Origin of the sequence: Tenacibaculum sp. 190524A02b, from assembly GCF_964036645.1 — a bacterium.
In the GTDB taxonomy this organism is placed as follows: Bacteria; Bacteroidota; Bacteroidia; order Flavobacteriales; family Flavobacteriaceae; genus Polaribacter; species Polaribacter vairaonense.
Map to the genome: position 1 here is coordinate 1,764,481 of NZ_OZ038525.1, position 17,519 is coordinate 1,781,999.

A 17,519-nucleotide genomic window follows, 5' to 3' on the forward strand; every position below is an offset into this window, starting at 1 on the left:
CTCATTTGCGGTCTTTTTTTATGTTTTTCAAGTTTTAAACTTGATTATTTTACAAAATTAATTTTACGTAAACGTAAGCTTTCTGGAGTTACCTCTAAGTACTCATCATCTTTAATATACTCCATACATTCTTCTAAAGACATGTCTATTTTAGGTGCAATCTTCACTCCATCATCAGATCCTGAAGCACGTACGTTTGTTAACTTCTTTCCTTTAATTAAGTTTACGGCTAAATCATCTTGCTTTGCATTTTCACCTACCACTTGACCTTTATAAATCTCTTGGTTAGGGTCTATAAAGAACTTCCCTCTATCTTGTAATCTATCAATTGCATAAGCTGTTGCTTTTCCTGCTTCAGAAGAAATAATAGCTCCATTTACTAAATCAGAAAATTCTCCTTTATAAGCATCATAACCACGTAAACGGTGATTGATAATTGCTTCTCCTTGAGTAGCTGTTAAAAGTTTGTTACGTAAGCCTATTAAACCACGAGAAGGAATATCAAATTCTAAATGTTGTAAATCTCCTTTTGGTTCCATTACTAATAAATCTCCCTTACGCATAGTTACTAAGTTAATAGCTTTAGATGCTAAGTCTTCTGGAACATCAATTACTAAGGTTTCATACGGCTCACTTTTTACACCATCAATTTCCTTAAGAATTACTTGTGGGCGTCCTACTTGTAATTCATATCCTTCACGACGCATGGTTTCAATTAATACTGATAAGTGTAAAATTCCACGTCCAAAAACGTTAAATTTATCTTCTGTGTCAGTATCTTCAACACGAAGTGCTAAGTTCTTCTCTGTTTCTTTATATAAACGATCACGTAAATGACGAGAAGTTACAAACTTTCCTTCTTTTCCATAAAAAGGTGAGTTATTAATAGTAAACAACATACTCATTGTAGGTTTATCTACTTCAATTCTAGGTAATGCTTCAGGAGCTTCTAAATCGGCAATAGTATCACCAATTTCAAAGTCATCAATTCCTGTTACTGCACAGATATCTCCACTACGAACTTTATCTGTTTCTACTTTCCCCATTCCTTCAAATACATGTAGTTCTTTGATACGTACTTTTTTGTTAGTACCATCCGCTTTACATAACATGTAATCCTTATTCTTTTCTAAATCTCCTCTAAAAACTCTACCAATAGCGATTCTTCCTTTAAATGAAGAATAATCTAACGAAGTAATTTGCATTTGAGGTGTTCCTTCTCTATAAGGAGCTTCAGGAATTGTTTCTAAAACTGCATCAAGTAATGGAACAATGTCTTCAGTTGGTTCTTGCCAATCTGTACTCATCCAACCATTTTTAGCAGAACCATAAATGGTCGTAAAGTCTAACTGCTCTTCTGTTGCTTCTAAGGCAAACATTAAATCGAACACTTTTTCGTGTACTAAATCTGGCGTACAGTTTTCTTTATCTACTTTATTTACTACTACAATTGGTGTTAATCCTAATTCAATTGCTTTACCTAATACAAAACGTGTTTGTGGCATAGGCCCTTCAAATGCATCTACTAATAATAAAACACCATCAGCCATTTTTAATACACGTTCTACCTCTCCACCAAAGTCGGCGTGCCCAGGAGTATCAATTACATTAATTTTAACTCCTTTGTAATTTACTGATACATTTTTAGATAAAATAGTAATTCCTCTTTCTCGTTCTAAATCATTATTATCTAATAATAAATCGGTACGTTCTTTACGCTCATCTAATATTTTAGCCTGATCTATAATTTTATCAACCAAGGTAGTTTTTCCGTGGTCAACGTGTGCTATAATAGCAATGTTTCTAATTGATTGCATTTTACTACGTTAAATTTGCGGCAAAAGTAGTGTATTATTATTTAAAAATTACAGATTTTTAATTCCGAATTTGAAAAGTACTTGTTTATTTTATCTTAGAATAATAAATTAAGGCTTAATTTCTCTAGTACTTATATTAAGAATTATAGGTTTAAACCATTTTATATACTTTAATCGTTTTTATTAGCCCTCCTTATCCATTCATAAAAAGACTTATCAAATGTAATGTGAAACTTCTTTAGTTTTACTTACAACCTATAAAGTAAATAGTACTCCAAAATTTATAGCTAACCTTTCTTTTCCTATACCTTTAGTCTCATGTTGTGTATCTATTTCAAAAAATAATTTGGTTCGTTCACTTACAGAAAATTTATATCCAATTCCAGCAGCTATCCCTAATTCTATTTTATCAATAGGATTACTAACATCAACATCATTAATATATGCTTTTGCATCTATTAAAAACCCCATATACATACCTAAATTTATATACCAATTTCTTTCAGATCCAAAATGCCAATTTGCCATAATTGGCATTGTTATATAATGTAAGGTAAAATCAGTTACGGTAACATCTTCAAAAAAAATTTCATCTATAAATCCATTTCCCCAACCTTTAGGATCGTAAATTAACTTTGCCTTGACTCCCCAACGATCAGAAAAATAATACTCTCCCGATATTCCTGTGGTAAAATTGGTTGAATAATTAAAGCCGTTGAGTATAATAGATATATTGGAAAAACTCACTCCAGCATTTCCTCCAAACTCAAAATCGCCTTTGTTTTGTGCATTTACATTTAATAAACCTAGGATTGCAATAGCAATTAGAAATATTTTTTTCATTTTTAAACTGTTTACAATTTTTGCACAGCAAAGTTAGCATTTTTTTAAAGCCTACTACTACTCTTCAGACTCTTCATCTTCTCTGAAAGCACTTGGAAGAATATCTGGTATTAGTTTTATTAAAAGAGGCAATAATAAGGCGCCTCCTGGTAACATGAAAACTGTAAACGCAGGAATCGCCTTACATATATCTAACATTTGTTGTTTTACTTTTGACTTTTCTTCATCATTTAAAGATGTAACTAAAGACTTTCTTATTAAGTATACTAACTCTCTACTCTCTTGAAGTTCTTTGGCTAATCGTTTTTTATTTTTTTGAATAGCTTCTTTTATTTCTTCTACTGTAGTCATTACAGTTTACGACGGGCTTTTTCTGTTTTTAATAAATTTAATTCTCTTGAAGTTTGCCCTGCCACAGAAGTATTTTCTTCTGCTCTACGAATTAAATAAGGCATCACATCTCTAACAGGACCAAAAGGAACATATTTTGCTACATTATATCCTTCTTTTGCCAAATTAAAACTAATATGATCACTCATTCCGTACAACTGTCCAAACCACATACGTTTATCATCTTCTTTAATTCCATATTTCTTAGCTAACTCTATTAATAGCATCGAACTTTCTTCATTATGAGTCCCAGCAAAAATGGCCATGTTTTTATGTTCCATCATATAATAAACAGCTTCATTATAATTATCATCTGTTGCTTGTTTATTTGCACATATAGGTGATTCATACCCCATTTCTTCTGCCCTTTCTCTTTCCTTTTCCATGTATGCTCCTCGAACCACTTTCATACCAATATGATACCCTTTTTGATGCGCTCTTTGGTGTAAACTTCTTAAATACTCCATTCTATCATGGCGATACATTTGTAAGGTATTAAATACAATGGCTTTTTCAGTATTATAAACTTCCATTAACTCTTCTACTAAATCGTCTGCAGCATCTTGCATCCAACTCTCTTCTGCATCTATTAATAAAGGAACATCTTTTTCTACTGCTGCCTTACATACAGTATGAAAACGCTCTTTTACTCTGCTCCATTCCTTTTCTTCATCTGAAGATAGATTTTCACCTTCTGTTATTTTTTGATACAACGCAAAACGTCCAAAACCAGTAGGTTTAAATACAGCAAAAGGTATCGATTCCTTTTCTCTAGAAAATTCAATAATTTTTAGTATTTTTTCTAAAGCTCCGTCAAAGCTTTCTTCTTCTGATTTTCCTTCTACAGAATAATCTAATACACTATAAACCCTTCCTTTATTATACATTTTTTCTATATTAGGAATACAGTCTTCTTCTGTAATTCCACCACAAAAATGGTCAAATACTGTTGATCTAATTAATCCTTCAACAGGTAAATGGGCTTTTAATGCAAAATTTGTTACTGCTGTACCAATACGAACCATTGGTTGATTTTGTATCATTCTAAACAAAAAGTGCGCTCTTTCTAATTCAGAATCAGATTTTAACTTAAATGCTATTTCTGTGTTATCAAATAGTTTCATCAACTAAAGTAGTGTTATTGTTTTATAAGGAAACAAATATAACCGACTAGTATGAGATATTTTAATTTTTTCTATTTAATTTGCACGCTGTAAAACAAACAACAAATGACAACTATTCAGGCGGTAACCTATCCCGTACACTTTGACGAAAAGGCTTATAAGGAACTTGCTGGCTTAATTACTGAGCGAAATTATTCTTCTATTTTTATTTTGGTAGATGATAATACTATGGAGTGTTGCTACCCGCGGTTTATGCAATTGTTAGCCACTGACAAACCTATTGAAGTAATTCAAATTACTCCAGGTGAAATTCATAAAAATATAGAAACTTGTGTAGGTGTTTGGAATGCCATGACTGAATTAGGGGCTGATAGACATAGCTTACTAATTACTTTAGGTGGTGGTGTTATTACTGATTTAGGTGGTTTTGTTGCTTCTACTTTTAAACGTGGAATTGACTTTGTAAACATTCCTACAACTTTATTAAGTATGGTTGATGCTTCTGTTGGTGGTAAAACTGGTGTGGATTTAGGCGTATTAAAAAACCAAATTGGTGTTTTTGCAAATCCTGAACTAATAGTTATTGATGCTGAGTATTTACATACGGTAACACCTCGTGAAATTCGTTCTGGTACTGCAGAAATTATTAAGTATGGAATGACACATGATATTAATTTGTTTAATCAAATTAAAGACAATCCTGATTTGAATATTGTGGATTTAATTCATCGTTCTATTGAAATTAAAAATGAAGTGGTTTTAGAAGATCCTAAAGAAAAAGGACTTAGAAAAGTATTAAACTGGGGACATACTATAGGACATGGTGTAGAGTCGTACTTTTTAGAAAGTGATCATAAAGAAAGCTTAACCCATGGAGAAGCGATTGCCATTGGTATGGTATGCGAAGCTTACATTTCTTCAAAAACATTAAACTTCCCTACAGAGCAAGTACAAGAGATAAAAGACGCTATTATTACAATTTATGGTAAAGCTACTTTTGAAAATGAGGATTATGATCCTATTCTTAATTTAATGAAACACGACAAAAAGAATGTTGGTGGTGAGATTAACTTTGTTTTGTTAAACAACTACGAAGATTTTAAAATTGATTGTAAAGTGAGCAAAGAACTTATTTTAGAAAGCTTGGCTTTTTACGCTAGTTAATTTGAATAAAAAATAAATTATTATAAGACCTCTTTTTACTTAAGGAGGTCTTTTTTGTATTAACAAACAGAACGAAATACGCTGTGGTAACTTCGACAAGCTCAGCTACAATTTACATACATTTAGCTCTTTAAGAAATATAAGGTATTAAACTTTAAACCTATCTGTAGCTTTTTTAGGTATATACTTAGTATACTTTTAATACTGTATATTTGAAGACAATCTTCATACTAAAAATGAATATTCCAAAAACACCAGATGAATTTATAAATGAATTTTATTTTTCAGTTGACCTAACTGACAAAATTGGTGATTTAAGGGTTTGCCAGCTGATTGATATTCTTAACAAAGTTTCAGATGAAATAATTATCCTTGGAATCATCAAAATATTTGAAAATACTAGTAGACCAAAATCTCTATATCTTGATCAAAAATATGCTGGAAAAATATTAGATGCGCTAAAACCAAGGACTGACATTGACTTAAACTCGATTCTAAAATCAACTATTAAAAATTGGAATAAAAGTGTGGAAGAGTTTCCTTTTTGGTTAAAAGAAAATTATGGATTTGATTTATTAAAAGTTAAAATATTTGAATTTGAAAACCAAAATCTGAACGAGTTAGAGTCTGACAAACTAGAAACTTTAAAATGGTGGTTGAAAATATGAGATAAATCAAAACTATTTTTTAGCCACACCCCATGTACTAACCTTTATTAAAAAAATTACTATTGAAAGAGCAACTATACCATATAAAAACCGAAGATAATCATACAATAGCACTTTGGAAATTCTATTCTGAAAAAGTACTTAATAAACATGTTTTTTTGACTCATGGAACATTCTCAAACAGAAAAATATGTGATGGAATCGCATCATATTTAGTCAATATAGGCTACACTTGCTGGATTATGGAATGGAGAAACCATGGAAACAGTTTAAAAGCCAAACAAAAATTCAATTTTGAAACGATTGCAGAGTTTGACCTCAAATCAACATTTGAATTTCTTTTTTATCAGCAAAAAATAAAAAATATAGATTGTATAACTCACAGTGGTGGGGGAATTATACTTACTATGTTTTTAATTAATACACCCAAGCACTCCTCAAAAATAAACAGTATTAGCTTTTTTGGAGTACAAGCATTTGGAGCAGCCGAAACATTAAGTAATAAAATAAAAATTTTCTCAAGTAAATACTTAGCCTTCCTATTGGGTAAAATCCCTTCTAAAACAGCTGGCTCAACTGAAAATGGTGAAAATTATTACACAATGAAACAATGGTTTGATTGGAATTTGAAAAATAAATTTATTGGAAAAAATGGAATAAATTATTTGTCTAAAATGAAAGAAATAAAAATCCCTATATTATCAATTTGTGCAAAGGGAGATAATTTTATAGCTCCCAAAAGTGGTTGCGAAAAGTTTTTAAATGCTTTTGAAAATAATGCCAATAAACTATGCTATTTTTCAAAAGAAAATGGGAATTTAGAAAACTATAATCACAGTCACATTCTTAAATCTCAAAATTCTCGAAAAGAAATATGGCCTATAGTTGTTAATTGGATAAACAAACATGCCTTAACATAAACACTAAAAACTACACCATAGTAGCGTAACATTTTTTATAAATAGTTTCGTATTGTGGTAAAATAGTTTCTAATGAAAATAGTTTTATGTGAGCTTTTGCGTTTTGTTTAAACTGACTTAGTGTTTCTTCATTTTTTAAAATCTGAATTGCATTTTTAGCCATGTCTTCAACTGCTCCTATTTCGCTTAAAAAACCTGTTTTTCCATGAATGTTTACTTCTGGTAACCCGCCTGAGTTTGTAGAAATTACTGCTGTGCCTGCTGCCATTGCTTCCAAAGCTGCTAACCCGAAACTTTCAGTTTCTGAGGGTAATAAAAAAACATCTGAATAGCATAATATTTTTGCTACTTCATTACTATTTCCTAAAAACAGTACTCTATCTTCTAACCCCAATTCTTTTGCTAAGTTTTCAGCTTTTAATCGTTCAGGTCCGTCACCAACCATTATTAACTTAGAAGGAACCTCTTTTTGAACTTCATTAAATATTCGTACTACATCATCTGTACGCTTTACGGGTCTAAAATTACTTATATGCGTTACTATTTTTTCATTTTCATTGGCTAATGCTGCTCGCTTACATTCTGACTCTTCTGCTCTTGCATATTTTTCACCATCTATAAAGTTATATACTACCTTTATTTCTTTTTTAATATTAAATAAACGTAAGGTATCTTCTTTTAAGCTATTAGATACGGTAGTTACTTCATCTGATTTATTAATACTAAATTCTACAGCTGTTTTATATGTTGGATGACTTCCTACTAAAGTAATATCTGTTCCATGTAATGTAGTTACTACTTTTACATTAATTCCTTTATCTAATAACATTTTTTTTGCCATGTGCGCTGCATAAGCATGCGGTATGGCATAATGTACATGCAGGACTTCTAATTGATATTTTTCAACTACTTCTACCATTTTACTAGACAATGCTAACTCATATGGTTGGTATTGAAATAAGGGATATTCTTCTAATACTACTTCATGAAAATGTAAGCGATGTGAAAAGAAATCTAATCGAACAGGTTGGTTGTATGTTATAAAGTGTACTTCGTGTCCTTTATCGGCTAAAGCCATTCCTAATTCTGTTGCTACTACTCCACTTCCTCCAAAAGTTGGATAACATACAATTCCGATTTTCATATTTATTAATATTTATGTAAGCTATGAATTTATGACGTAAAAGTACGCTTTTACTTACTTTTTATGTTATTATAATATACTAAAAAATCCTCAAAATTTGAGGATTTTTAGTTTTGTAGTTTAAGTTGGTTTTACTTTTGTATATAGATTTTTTTACTCACCGTAGTATTATCTCCTTCAAACATTAACAGATAAGCTCCTATTTTTAAATCAGATAAATCTAACCTTCCTTTTTCTTCATTACATTTTTGAACTTTAATAACTTTTCCATTAATGTCTAATATTGTAATTTTTTCAAATTGCTTTACAACACTATAATATACTTCTCCTGAAGATGGATTTGGATATACCGAAACTGGAGTTATTTCTTTTGTTAAAAGCGCTGTGTTTTGTTGTCTTTTCTCTTTATTTTTAGAAACAATCTTATTTTTTTTAACTTTTGGCTTACGCTGACTACTACAAGTTGTATTTTGTAAAGTAAGGCTTAATTCATCAAAATAACTATCGTTATCTCCTCCTCTTAATCTTGTTCCTTTTAATACTACAGTAATTTGTTTAGTTCCTACAGGAATAATTACCTGTTGACTTAATTCAATCCATTGTCCTTTTGTATTGGATAGTGCATTGGTTCTTTTTAGTACTGAGTTAGCTGAGTTTAAAAACTCTAGATACATTTCTGGCTGATCATTTCCATCTTTATATGCTCTTAAATATCCTGATAAACTAGCCGTATATAGTCCATTATCTATTCCTACACCATAATCTGCAACATTAATCGTTTGTTTTGCTAATCCTAAATCTTTTTCATTAGCACACACACCTCCTACTGCAAATTGTCTTTGTCCTTTGTAAGCTTCTACAGAATAACAATCACCACTTGCTAAAGATTCTATATCACCTATCCAGTTATTGGTAGCATTTTCCGCTCCGTTATTAACTATTAGGTTAGATACATTACACGGTAAACAATTGGTAGCCGATGCAGAGGCCTCTTCACAAGAAACAATTCCACAGCTACTAGGTTTAGTTAACAATACACTTAAATTATCAAAATAACTATCATTATCAGTTCCTCCATTTCTTGTTCCTTTTAATACCGCTACTAACCTTCTTGTTCCTTGAGGAATAATTTCTTTGTTAGTAACATTTGTCCACACAGCAGTTTTGTTAGTAATAGAGGCTGAAGTGCCTATAATCGTATTATTAGCATTTAAAAACTCAATATACATTTCTGGTTTGTCCGTTCCACTATACGATCTAAGAAAACCTTCATATTTTACTTCTAAGGTAAGGTTATCTATATCAGATGTATATTGTTCTACGCTTATGGTTTGTTTTGCAATCCCCTGTGCTTTTTCATTAGCACAAATACCTCCTACTGCAAACATCCTACTTCCTTGGTAAACAGGAATAGAATTACAGGCATTACTTTGTAAAGATTCAATATCTCCTGTCCAATTAGTTACTCCTGATTCTCCTCCTCCATTTAGCAGTAAGTTTTCAGTTACATTATTTCCTTCTTTTGTGGTTATGCTTACTGGTGTAGACCAAGAACTCCATGTTAAATTAGTATTTCGGTAGCGTACTCTCCAACAATAATTTTTATTAGCCATCAATCCAGTAATTTTTTCATCCGTTAAGTCATCATTTAATTGGCTATCTACTTCATTATACCAGTTCATAGATTGTTTCCAAATATTCTTGACTGTATTACTTGAAAAATCACAACCTTCAACAATTTGCCATTGTGTAGCTTGATGTGTATTATTTCCATTAGTAAAAGCTGATGCTTTTAAAGTAACGCAATCTACTGACACTTCTCCTTTTGGTGAGATACCAACAGGCACTGTAGGAGCAATTCCATATCTTTTAATAGTTATTTGATCTGATATTGTGTTATTTTTTACTACATTTTTATCTCCTCTTGAATACCTCTTTAATACAAATTTAGGATCGTTACCTGCTTCTACTTCTAACATAACAAACCCATATTCATCTTCCGTATAGGTAAACTCTTCATAATCTTGGTTTGGAAACTCTCCCCAATAATCAATTTTACCTCCTGCTGATGCTACATTCACCCATAAATGATTATGATCTCTTGACTGGCCTCTTGAATACCCATGTGTATGCCCGAAAAAATGTACTGATGGTTTTCCTGAAGCTTCAGTAAATTTTTCCAATTCTTTAATTATCTCTCCTGTAAAATCAGATTCTCCTGGTGTCCAAAGTTCTGACTTATGCGGATGGTGTAATTGTACAAAAACAAAATCTATTGCTATGTTATTTTCTGCATTAGATAACGTTTGTTTTAACCAAGAAACTTGCGCTTGTTTCTTACCTGAAGAGCTGGAAGAATTTAAACCTATTAATCTAACATTAGACATATCTTTATACCACCATTCTTCTGGGCTAGAAGGTGCTCCATTTGTTGGTAAATCAAAAAACTTCAAAAATAACCCAAGCCCTCCAGAACCAATTACATCATGGTTTCCTGGAACAGGATATACTGGTACATAAGGTGTAATAGTATTAGAAGGATTAAAAAACTCACTCCTCCATGAAGAATGGTTACTTTGAACCACTAAATCTCCTGGAATAATAATTGCATCCAAGTCTTCTACTCCATTTAGGTAAGAGTTTTTAGCCACTACAGAAACTCCATTTTCTATTACACTCTTAAAAACATTAGGGCTATTATTATCTTGTTGAATGTCAGACATTGCTACAAACTTTAAAGATTCTTCTGATGAAACTGTTGGATGTGTTTTAAAATTATATAAAGTAGACACTGTTCCTGTGTTTGTTCTTACTTTATAATAATATTTTGTTGAAGGATGTAAGCCTGTAACTTTAGCTGTATGCAAACGGTTAATTCCACTACTTGCTATAGAAGTACTTGTTACAGTATTGTTTAATGCAAACGGACTTGTGCCCCAATCTACATAACATTTACCTAACATATTAGTTTCCCACATAATAACCATTTGGTTAGGTGTTCCATTCTGTAAATAGGGTTTTAAAACAAATTGTTGTGCGATACTTTTTACTGATATTAAAAGAGTTATCAGTAATACTAAATAAGTTTGTTTAGTTGTTTTCATGTTTAAATATTACTAAGAGATTAAACTGTAAGTTATTTTTTTACAAATAGTAAATCTTTAAGCTAACTTAAACTTTCAAACATTTTTATATTAACGTTTTATTTAAGGCTATTTTTTCCATACCAAAAGAGGCTATCTAAAAAGTAATTTTTAGATAGCCTCTTAAAAATATTTTATTAAAATTACGTGCTAGTAATCTCCTAAAGTTTCAGGGTTTTGCGCTAAAGATGCCTCTAACTGCTCATCATTAGGAGCCTTTCCATGCCATGCATGCGTTCCCATCATAAAATCAATCCCATTCCCCATTTCTGTATATAATAATACACATACAGGTTTTCCTTTACCAGTTCTAGACTTTGCCTCAGCCATTCCTTTTAAAATAGCATCAACATCATTTCCTTCTTTAATCTCTAATACATCCCAACCAAAAGCTTCAAATTTAGCTTTTAAGCTTCCCATAGCTAATACTTGATCAGTAGTACCATCTATTTGCTTTTCGTTTACATCAACTGTAGAAATTAAATTGTCAACTTTTTTAGCAGAAGCGTACATTGCTGCTTCCCATATCTGACCTTCTTGTAACTCTCCATCACCATGTAATGAATATACAATTTTGTCTTCTCCGTTTAACTTTTTAGCTTCCGCTGCACCAATAGCCACACTCATACCTTGTCCTAAAGATCCAGATGCAATTCTAATACCTGGTAAATGCTCATGTGTAGTTGGATGCCCTTGTAAACGTGTATCCATTTTTCTAAAAGTAGCTAATTCAGAAACAGGAAAGAAACCACTACGCGCTAATACACTATAATATACTGGCGAAATATGACCGTTTGATAAAAAGAAAAGGTCTTCATTTTTACCATCCATACTAAAATCAGTAGAATAGTCCATTATTTCTTGATACAAGCAAGTAAAAAACTCTGCGCATCCTAATGATCCACCTGGGTGACCAGAGCTTACGGCATGTACCATACGAACGATGTCTCTACGAACTTGTTGCGTAAAATCTTGAAGTTGTTGTGTTGTTGGCATTATTGTTTTGTTTTATAGCGACAAATGTAATTGTTTATAAAAGAATTGCCAATTACTTTTTTTAGGTTTTTCATAAAAAGAAAAAGGGCTCTTGAATCAGTAGTTCTTTTTCAGTAAATTTTCCCGACGATAAAGTATTCTATGAGCCCCTTCATTTCCATACGTCAAAGAACTTCATCTTATCGCTATTTCACAAGTAAAACTTGTCGGTTTTCATGAAAAACGAGTTAAAAAAACTAACTTAAAACCCTAATAACAAACACCATAAAACTTTTACACTTTATTTATAAAAACCGTAGATTTGGAACTCATATTTTTAACTATTTCATGTCATTTTTTCTAAAAAGAGTGTTTTATTTTATAATTTTTGTAAGTATTACTTTATCTAATTACGCTCAAAAAAAAACCAATATTATAGATTCTTTAACTCAAAAAAGTTTTAAAGAATTAGCTGATTTATTCTATGGTGATAAGCCTTCTGAACTAAAACCTATTGTATATGCAAAGGCTTATTTTAATAAGGCTATTAAAGAAAAAGATACTATGAAAATGTTAAATGGAAAATACTTTTTAGCAGATGTAAAAAAAAATGACAGTATTTATTTAAACTTTTGTGACTCATTAATTAAACTTACTAAGAATTTTACATCTAAAAACTTTCCCTCTGCAATCTATTTGGATAAAAGTAAGTTCTACTTCAATAATAGAAAAAACAGTAATGCTTTAAAAGAACTTATTTTAGTAACTAAACAATTAAAAAAAGTAAAAAATGATAGTTTACAGAAGTTAACTAATTTTTTATATGGAGCCATAAAATATTCAGTAAAAGACTATAATAAATCTTTATTCTTTTTTAAAAAAATATACAATAGAGCTAATTTTCAAGATATAACTAAAAACCCTGATCTTATCACACTTCCTTTAAATCTAGCTTTAGTATACAAAAAACTAAACTATTTAGACTCTGCCCTCATTTTTAATAATAAAGCTATAAACTTATATAGACAGATAGGTGACTCATTAAACTTAAATTATTCACTATATGTTAAAGGGGATATTCAATTTGATCAACAAAGATTCCTTGAAGCCATTAAATCCTTTAAGGTTACCTTAAACTTTATTAATAAAGACAATAATAGAAGAATACTTTCAGATATATATACAAAAATAGGAATTGCTTCTGACTCTATTAACAACAATAGTAATGCATACAAGTTTCATTTGAAAACAGACTCTATAGTTAGCTTGTCAAACATGTATACAAGATATACACAAGATAGTTATCTTTTTTTGATGAAATACTATGAGAATAAACAAGATTTAGAAAAGAAATTAACCTATATCAACAAACTTTTAAAAGTTAAAGACTTCCATTTCAATGAAAGGGAAAAAATAAACAAAATATTTACTGAAGAATACGATATTCCTAATCTACTTGAGGAAAAGAAAAAAATAATTAACCAATTAGAGACCAAAGTACAACAATCAAAAAGAAACAAGATCACTTACCTTTCTTTATTAGCCTTGACTGTACTTCTTATAGTTTATCAAATCCAGAAAAAAAGAACCTATAAAAAACGTTTTTTAGCTTTAGTCGAAAAAGAACAACTTTTAATTAAAAAATCAATTACCAAGGAAAAATCCGGTACTAAAAATAACATCTCATTACCTGAAGAGGTTATAAAAAATATTTTAGAAAAGTTAAATCAGTTTGAACAAAAAGAAGCTTTTTTATCTAGTTCTATTAATTTACAAAAATTAGCTACCAAGTTAAATACCAACGCTAACTATTTATCTAAAGTAATTAATCAACATAAGCATAGTAACTTCAAAAATTACATCAACAAACTTAGAGTTGACTACACCGTACAACGATTAAAAAAAGACCCTAAATGGAGAAAATACACCATTAAGGCTATTGCTAACGAAGTAGGTTTTAAAAATGCAGAATCATTTTCTAAAGCATTCTATAGATACACAGAATTAAAACCTTCTTATTTTATTAAAGAACTGGAGAAATCTAAAGTTGATAATTAAGTTTTTTGCTTTTTCTTTTTTGCAGCAGGAAATAGCACATTGTTTAGAATTAAACGATAGCCTGGTGAAGTTGGATGCAAGTCTAGTTCCGTTTTTGGATCTCCTACTCTATGCTGGTAATCTTCAGGATCATGGCCTCCATAAAAAGTAAACATTCCTTTTCCTTTTGTGCCATGAATATAACGAGCTTCTCCATTAGTTTTACTATCGCCTAAAACCATGACTGTAGATTTTATTATTTTTCTATCAAAGGCTGTAGTTTGTCCCATAAATCCTTTTACCAATTGCGTATGATTTTGCGTTAACATCGTAGGTACTTGATCCCATTTAGCTGAAAATTCTTTTAATGTAAAATAATCAGTTTCTTTATTAATTCTACGTTTACGTGTCATGTCTATAGATGAAAACTCATACGTAGTAGGGTTACGTATTAACTCAAAATTTTTAAAAGCAAATGTTTTATTAAAATCTATTCTTGATTGATAGTTGGGTTCAGAAGGATCTCCATCAAACATACTTTCACAAATATCTACACCATCTGCTGCTAATGCAATATCAAAACTATCAGTTGCGGAACACATGGCAAACATAAATCCACCTCCAACTACATAATCTCTAATTTTTTTAGCTACTGCTCCTTTTTCTTCTGATACCTTACTATATCCTAGTTTAACAGCTAAAGCTTCTGCATCTTTTTTTTGTTGAATATACCAAGGTGCTGTTCTAAATGCACCATAAAAGCGCCCATATTGTCCTGTAAAATCTTCATGATGTAAGTGTAACCATTCATACAATAATAGTTTATCACTTAATACTTCTTCATCGTATATAACATCAAAAGGAATTTCAGCATACGTTAACACCATAGTAACCGCATCATCCCAAGGCATTTTATCCTTTGGAGAATATACTGCTATTTTTGGTGCTTTTTCTAAAACTACCGCTTCTTGATTTTTAGAAGGTGAAGCTATTTCTTCTAAAATTAATTGTGCTTTAGCAGACGAAACTACCTGATAAGACACGCCTCTAATTTTACACTCTTTCTCTACGGACTCATTATTCTCTACTAAAAAAGCACCTCCATCATAATTCAATAGCCATTTTGCTTTTAATCCGTTTTGCAACGCATAATAAACGATTCCGTATGCTTTTAAGTGATTTTTTTGGTTATCGTGACTCATAGGTACATAGATAAACGATGCCCAAATTGAGTTTGATAGAAGTAACGATATTAATATGTATATGTGTTTTTTCAAATTACAAACCTTTTATTTTCAACAAAAGCTCCCCTCCTTTTAAAGGTAATTTTGTTTTGTTAATATAAGTTATTTTACCCAAATAAAAACTTTCAAGCTCAAATATCATTTGATTATTTTCTGTTACACATAAAATATCATTGTAATCTACGATACTTCCTGGTTTAAAATTCCATTTTTTAATTATTGAACCTTCAAATTCTTCTGGTAATCTTATATCAATCTCCTCATCTTTATTAAGAATTTCTAACTGTTTTATTTTTTCATTTACTAAACCAAATAACTTTAATTTAGTAAGCAGTTTATTCTTTCTAAAACCATCTTTTCCAAGTAAAATTTTCAGTTGATTTATCATTAATCAACTAGAATTTAAAAAGGCACATCATCCATTCCTCCATTATCTGGCGCTCCAAACGCATCTTCAGGAGAAGCAAAATTATTAGATGCTATTTCATCATTAAATCCGTTATTCATACTAGATTGGAATTCATTACTAAACCCTTCTTCTAAATCAGAGAATTTAGCTAAGTGTCCAGTAAACTTCAATCGAATGTTATCTAATCCACCATTACGGTGTTTTGCCACAATAAACTCTCCTTGTCCCTCACATGGTGAATGATCATCATCATCCCATTCTGTCATTCCATAATATTCTGGACGGAAAATAAAAGATACAATATCGGCATCCTGCTCAATGGCTCCAGATTCACGTAAATCGGATAATAAAGGACGTTTACTTCCTCCACGCGTTTCTACCGAACGAGATAACTGCGATAATGCAATTACTGGTATATTTAATTCCTTCCCTAAAGCTTTCAAGTTACGTGAAATAGTAGAGATTTCTTGTTCACGATTCCCTGCTCCAGAACCACCTGCTGTCATTAACTGTAAATAATCAATAATTAAAATTTTTACATCATGCTGAGATACTAATCGACGCGCTTTTGCACGTAAATCAAAAATAGACAAAGCAGGAGTATCATCTATAAAAATAGGTGCGTCTGACAGCTTTTTTACTTTTACGTTTAGCTGCTCCCATTCATGCGGTTCAAGATTTCCTTTACGAAGTTTTTCAGACGTTAATCCAGTTTCAGATGAAATCATACGGGTAATTAACTGTACTGATGACATCTCCAGAGAGAAAATAGCTACCGCGTGATTAAAATCAATCGCCATATTTTTAGCCATGGAAATTACAAAGGCCGTTTTTCCCATACCTGGACGAGCTGCGATAATAATTAAATCGGAAGGTTGCCATCCAGAAGTTAAAGCATCCAATTTGGTAAATCCAGTAGCCAAACCACTCATTCCTTCTTTTGTAGAAATTTCTTGGATTTTATTAATAGATTGCTGAACAAGAGAATCTGCTTTTTCAGCTCCTTTTTTTAAGTTTCCTTGAGTTACTTCAAATAATTTACTTTCAGCATCATCTAACAAGTCAAACACATCTACTGTTTCATCATAGGCATTTTCAATAATTTCAGAAGAAATAGTTATTAATGTTCGCTGTATATACTTTTGAAGAATAATTCTTGAGTGAAATTCAATATGTGCCGAAGAAGCTACTTTTTGTGTTAAATTAATTAAGTAGAAATCTCCACCAACTAATTCTAACTTTGCATTTTTTTTAAGCTGATTAGAAACCGATAATAAATCAATAGGTTCCGAATTTTGGAAAAGTGTATAAATAGCATTATAGATTTCTTGATGCCTCTTATCATAAAAAGCATCGGGATGTAAAATATCAATAACGGTATCAATCCCTTTTTTATCAATCATCATCGCTGCCAACACTGCCTCTTCTAAATCCAAAGCTTGTGGTGGTAACTTTCCTTTTTCTAAACTTATAATTCTTGATTTATCTATTTTAGTTCCTCTAACCGAATGCGTTTTCTCCATGGCGACAAAAGTAATTTTTTAGTCTGATATTTACTGTGGGTTTCTTAAACTTTCTTTATACACATTTTTTGTAAACAAAATTGTTATTAACTTGTTGATAACGTTTCTTCTTTCTTAT

14 protein-coding genes are annotated in these 17,519 nt (G+C 30.9%); 4 read left to right on the forward strand and 10 right to left on the reverse strand.

The window, feature by feature from the left end:
• Positions 1-44: 44 nt before the first annotated feature.
• The 4 genes from typA to ABNT65_RS06855 all read right to left on the reverse strand — a co-directional run bounded on the left by typA (position 45) and on the right by ABNT65_RS06855 (position 4,174).
• Positions 45-1,817, reverse strand: coding sequence for a translational GTPase TypA (gene typA, locus ABNT65_RS06840; RefSeq protein WP_348707413.1), 1,773 nt, complete (start codon positions 1,815-1,817; stop codon positions 45-47).
• A 255-nt stretch (positions 1,818-2,072) separates the two neighbouring features.
• The gene (locus tag ABNT65_RS06845; protein ID WP_348747510.1) at positions 2,073-2,660 is read right to left on the reverse strand and encodes a porin family protein; all 588 of its coding nucleotides are present in this window, start codon (positions 2,658-2,660) and stop codon (positions 2,073-2,075) included.
• Positions 2,661-2,717: 57 nt separating this feature from the next.
• Complete coding sequence (locus tag ABNT65_RS06850) at positions 2,718-3,011, reverse strand: LETM1 domain-containing protein (protein ID WP_348747511.1); 294 nt, start codon at positions 3,009-3,011, stop codon at positions 2,718-2,720.
• Positions 3,011-4,174 carry a proline dehydrogenase family protein gene (locus ABNT65_RS06855; RefSeq protein WP_348707554.1) on the reverse strand — a complete coding sequence of 388 codons (1,164 nt, stop codon included), beginning with the start codon at positions 4,172-4,174 and terminating at the stop codon, positions 3,011-3,013. The genes ABNT65_RS06850 and ABNT65_RS06855 overlap by 1 nt, the downstream gene beginning before the upstream one ends.
• A 105-nt stretch (positions 4,175-4,279) precedes the next feature.
• Here ABNT65_RS06855 and aroB point away from each other — a divergent pair, with 105 nt between their 5' ends.
• The 3 genes from aroB to ABNT65_RS06870 all read left to right on the forward strand — a co-directional run bounded on the left by aroB (position 4,280) and on the right by ABNT65_RS06870 (position 6,926).
• Positions 4,280-5,338, forward strand: a complete 1,059-nt coding sequence (aroB, locus tag ABNT65_RS06860; RefSeq protein WP_348707416.1) for a 3-dehydroquinate synthase — start codon at positions 4,280-4,282, stop codon at positions 5,336-5,338.
• A gap of 236 nt (positions 5,339-5,574) precedes the next feature.
• Positions 5,575-6,006, forward strand: a complete 432-nt coding sequence (locus ABNT65_RS06865; protein WP_348747512.1) for a hypothetical protein — start codon at positions 5,575-5,577, stop codon at positions 6,004-6,006.
• 62 nt (positions 6,007-6,068) lie between these two features.
• Positions 6,069-6,926 carry an alpha/beta hydrolase gene (locus ABNT65_RS06870; RefSeq protein ID WP_348747513.1) on the forward strand — a complete coding sequence of 286 codons (858 nt, stop codon included), beginning with the start codon at positions 6,069-6,071 and terminating at the stop codon, positions 6,924-6,926.
• 10 nt (positions 6,927-6,936) lie between these two features.
• On the opposite strand, the gene bshA is transcribed toward ABNT65_RS06870, so the two are convergent.
• The 3 genes from bshA to ABNT65_RS06885 form a co-directional block, all read right to left on the reverse strand.
• Positions 6,937-8,070 (reverse strand): N-acetyl-alpha-D-glucosaminyl L-malate synthase BshA, encoded by a 1,134-nt coding sequence (gene bshA / locus ABNT65_RS06875; protein WP_348707420.1) that lies wholly within the window; start codon positions 8,068-8,070, stop codon positions 6,937-6,939.
• Positions 8,071-8,201: 131 nt separating this feature from the next.
• Entirely contained in the window at positions 8,202-11,174 is a 2,973-nt protein-coding gene (locus ABNT65_RS06880; protein WP_348747514.1) for a fibronectin type III domain-containing protein, read from the reverse strand.
• A gap of 189 nt (positions 11,175-11,363) precedes the next feature.
• Positions 11,364-12,209: a transketolase gene (locus tag ABNT65_RS06885; protein ID WP_348707423.1), complete on the reverse strand. Its 846-nt coding sequence runs from the start codon at positions 12,207-12,209 to the stop codon at positions 11,364-11,366.
• Positions 12,210-12,557: 348 nt separating this feature from the next.
• On the opposite strand from ABNT65_RS06885, the gene ABNT65_RS06890 reads away from it, so the two are divergent.
• A complete protein-coding gene (locus ABNT65_RS06890) occupies positions 12,558-14,246 on the forward strand; it encodes an AraC family transcriptional regulator (RefSeq protein WP_348747515.1) in 1,689 nt (562 codons plus the stop codon).
• Here the strand turns inward: ABNT65_RS06890 and ABNT65_RS06895 are convergent.
• The 3 genes from ABNT65_RS06895 to dnaB form a co-directional block, all read right to left on the reverse strand.
• Positions 14,243-15,427, reverse strand: a complete 1,185-nt coding sequence (locus ABNT65_RS06895) for an asparagine synthetase B (RefSeq protein WP_348740346.1) — start codon at positions 15,425-15,427, stop codon at positions 14,243-14,245. The genes ABNT65_RS06890 and ABNT65_RS06895 overlap by 4 nt on opposite strands.
• A gap of 76 nt (positions 15,428-15,503) precedes the next feature.
• The gene (locus ABNT65_RS06900; RefSeq protein ID WP_348747516.1) at positions 15,504-15,857 is read right to left on the reverse strand and encodes a biotin/lipoyl-containing protein; all 354 of its coding nucleotides are present in this window, start codon (positions 15,855-15,857) and stop codon (positions 15,504-15,506) included.
• Between the two features lie 14 nt (positions 15,858-15,871).
• The gene (gene dnaB, locus ABNT65_RS06905) at positions 15,872-17,401 is read right to left on the reverse strand and encodes a replicative DNA helicase (RefSeq protein ID WP_348747517.1); all 1,530 of its coding nucleotides are present in this window, start codon (positions 17,399-17,401) and stop codon (positions 15,872-15,874) included.
• Positions 17,402-17,519: the final 118 nt, after the last annotated feature.